Here is a 3,283-nt window from a genome sequence, read left to right on the forward strand (position 1 = left end):
CAGCCGCGGCCGCGCATGACCAGGCCGTCGCCCTGGCCGGCCAGGCGCGCGCGGGCCTGTTCCCGACGATCGACGGCGGCGCCCTGGCCAGCCGCCAGCGCCGCTCGGACAACGCTCCGCTCCGCAATGGCGGAGTGGACGAGTACTCGACCCGCCAGGCCGTCGCCAGCGCGTCCTACGAGATCGACCTCTGGGGACGGGTGCGCAGCCAGGTCGCCGCCAGCGGCGCGCAGGCCCAGGCCAGCGCCGCCGACCTGCAATCAGTGCGGCTGAGCCTCCAGGCCGAACTGGCCGACAGCTACCTGGCCCTGCGCGGCCTCGACGCCCAGTCGCGGCTGCTGGCCGACACCGTCGCGGCCTATCAGAAGGCGCTGGACCTCACCCAGATCCGCCACGACGGCGGGGCGGCGACGGGCCTCGACGTCAGCCGGGCGAAGAACCAGCTGTCGACCGCCAAGGCCCAGCTCAGCGACGTGGCCGCCCAGCGGGCGCTCTACGAGCACGCCATCGCCGCTCTGGTCGGCGAGACCGCCTCGAGCTTCGACCTGCCGCCGGTCGAGGCGTCGCTGAGCGTGCCCAGGACGCTGGTCGGCGTGCCGTCGGTGCTGTTGCAGCGCCGGCCCGACATCGCCGCCGCCGAACGCCGGGCGGCCGCCGCCAACGCCCAGATCGGCGTCGCCCAGGCCGCGCGCTTCCCGACCCTGACCATCGCCGGCCAGGCCGGCTGGCAGTCGGATGGCGGGGTGGATCTGTTCTCCGCGCCCAACGCCGTCTGGCTGCTGGCCCCGCAGCTGGCGGGGTCGATCTTCGACGCGGGCAAGCGCAAGGCCGGGGTCGAGGCCGCCAGAGCCGCCCACGCCCAGGCCGCCGAGAACTACCGCGCCGTGGTGCTGGCCGCGTTCCGCAACGTCGAGGACCAGATGGCCCTGTCCAACCGCCTGGCCGACGAGGCCAAGGACCAGGACGACGCCATGGCTTCGGCCAAACGCACAGAAGAGCTGGCCATGATCCGCTACCGTCAGGGCGCGGCCAACTATCTGGAGGTCGTCACCGCCCAGACCGCGGCGTTGCAGGCCGAGCGCTCGGCCCTGGTGCTGGAGACCCGGCGCTTGCAGGCCTCGGTCGATCTGGTGCGGGCGTTGGGCGGCGGCCCAGCCGTCTAGAAGCGCTTGCGCAGACCGACCGACACAGTGCGCGGCTCGCCATAGATCAGGGTCGTCGCCGTGACGGCCGGGGTGATCGCCCCGCCGCCGGCGGCGTAGACCTCGTCGAACAGGTTCTGGACGGCGACGGAGATGGTCAGGTCCTCTCGCCCCGACGGTCGGACGTCGAGGCCGAGATTGGCGACCGCGAAGGCGTGCTGCAGGCCGTTGCTGTCGTGCGCCCGCTCGACATAGCGCACGCGGCCGCTCTGATAGACGTCGCCCCAGAGGGTCCAGAGGCCCAGCCGCGCGGACTGGATCGCCCGCCACTCGGCCGCCAGCCGCACCGTGTAGGGCGGCGAATAGGAAAAGCGCAGCGAGGCCGGATCGGTCGGCGTCAGGCTGGCCAGCGAGGCCGGGACGGTCAGGGCGGTGAACCGCGCCTGCGTCAGGGTCGCCGAGGCCGACAGGGTCAGCCGCTCGCCCCGACGGCCGCTCCAGCCCAGTTCCAGGCCGCTGATGGTCGCCGAACCGGCGTTGATGATGAAGCTGGGCGGATCGTTGGCGGCGATCCCGTCGCCGTCGAAGTTCTCGGCCGGGAACAGCGCCCGCTGGACGTCGCGCGACCAGCCCCGGAACAGGGCCGCATCGACGCGATGGCGCCAGTCGCCCGCGCCGCCGGCCCATTTCAGGCCAAGCTCGACGTCGGTCAGGCTTTCCGGCGCATAGACCTGATAGGCCGACAGCAGCGGGCCGAACACCGGCGCATTGACCCCGCCAGCCCGATAGCCCCGACGGGTGACGGCGTAGACCGTCAGGTTCGGCTGGCCGCGCCAGGTCAGGCCCAGGGTCCAGGTCGGGGCCGAGGATTGCGCCCGCCCGGCCTCGCCGCAGGCCTCTTCCGAGATGTCGGCCGCCGGGGCGGCGACGCGGACGAGGCAGGCGCTCGACACGTCGCGGGTGTAGCGCAGCCCCGCCTCCAGCTCGAAGCCTTGTCCGAGACGGCGGGTGGCGTCGATGAAACCGGCCAGGCTTTCGCCCCGGCGGTACTGGAACTCGACGCGCGCGGGATTGGTCGGCGTGACGGCGCTGGCCCACAGGCTCTTCTGCACCCCGATCGGCGCCGTCGACAGATAGAACAGCCCGGCCTGCCAGGCGCCGTCCTCCCCTGTCCCGCTGGCGCGCAGTTCCTGGGTCAGCTGGCCAAGGTCGATGTGGCGGACGAGCTGGTTCAGCGGCAGCGGCGAGCCGTCGGAGTCCAGCGCGCTGTCGAGCACGCTGCGCCGATAGGCCGTGACCGAGCGGAGGCTCATGGCCTGTCCCTGCCAGTCGAGCCGCAGGGTCGCGCCGTCGTTGCGGCGGTCCGAACGCGGCGCGAGATCGACCTGCGTCTTACGCGGCCCCCAGGCCTTTTGCCGGGCCAGCGCGATGTCGATGTCGCATCCCGCCACGCCGCAGTCGAAATAGGGCGCGGCCTCGGGCGTGCGGCCCGTACCGCCGCCGGTCACGTCGGGCGGGTTGGGATAGGTTCCCGACAGGATGTTGGCGCTGCCGGTCTCGTCGGCGCGGAAGCCGTCGAGCACCAGCAGGGCCGAGAACGGCCCGTCCGGACGCCAGGCCAGCGACAGCCGTATGGCGGCCTGGTTGCGATCGTCGAGGTCGTCGCCGACGCCGAGGTTCTCGACCAGGCCGTCGCGCTTGAGGAGGTAGACCGCCAGCCGCGCGGCGATCGGCGCGCCCGGTGGGGTGAGATCGCCGGCCGCCTCGACCTCGCGCAGGCGATAGGAGCCGACCGTGACCCCGGCATGGCCGGCGCGGCCCGGCTCGGCGGTGTGGATCAGCAGCGCCCCGCCGGTGGTGTTGCGCCCGAACAGCACGCCCTGCGGCCCGCGCAGCACCTGCACCTCGGCCAGGTCGAAGGACGGCAGGATGGAGCCGTTGTTGGGCAGCGGCGCCTCGTTGACATAGGTGATCACCGACAGGGCCGACTCCCCGGCCGTCGCCCGGCGCTGGCCGCGAATGACCAGGGTCGGGGTCTCGGTCGAGACCTGGCCGGCGGCGGTCAGCCCCAGCGCCGCCCGCCGCAGCGCCAGGACGCCGTCGCCGCCCAGCCGGTCGAGATCGGCCGCCGAGACCGCGGC

The 3,283-nt window shown here is 73.3% G+C and carries 2 protein-coding genes; one reads left to right on the plus strand and one right to left on the minus strand.

Going from position 1 to position 3,283, the window contains the following annotated elements; genetic code table 11:
• A partial coding sequence (locus tag DMC18_RS22835; protein WP_110133337.1) for an efflux transporter outer membrane subunit occupies positions 1 to 1,163 on the plus strand: 1,163 nt, incomplete at its 5' end.
• Here DMC18_RS22835 and DMC18_RS22840 read toward each other — a convergent pair.
• A partial coding sequence (locus DMC18_RS22840) for a TonB-dependent receptor (RefSeq protein ID WP_146218182.1) occupies positions 1,160 to 3,283 on the minus strand: 2,124 nt, incomplete at its 5' end. The genes DMC18_RS22835 and DMC18_RS22840 overlap by 4 nt on opposite strands.

Origin of the sequence: Caulobacter sp. D5 (assembly GCF_003185805.1) — a bacterium.
GTDB lineage: Bacteria > Pseudomonadota > Alphaproteobacteria > Caulobacterales > Caulobacteraceae > Caulobacter.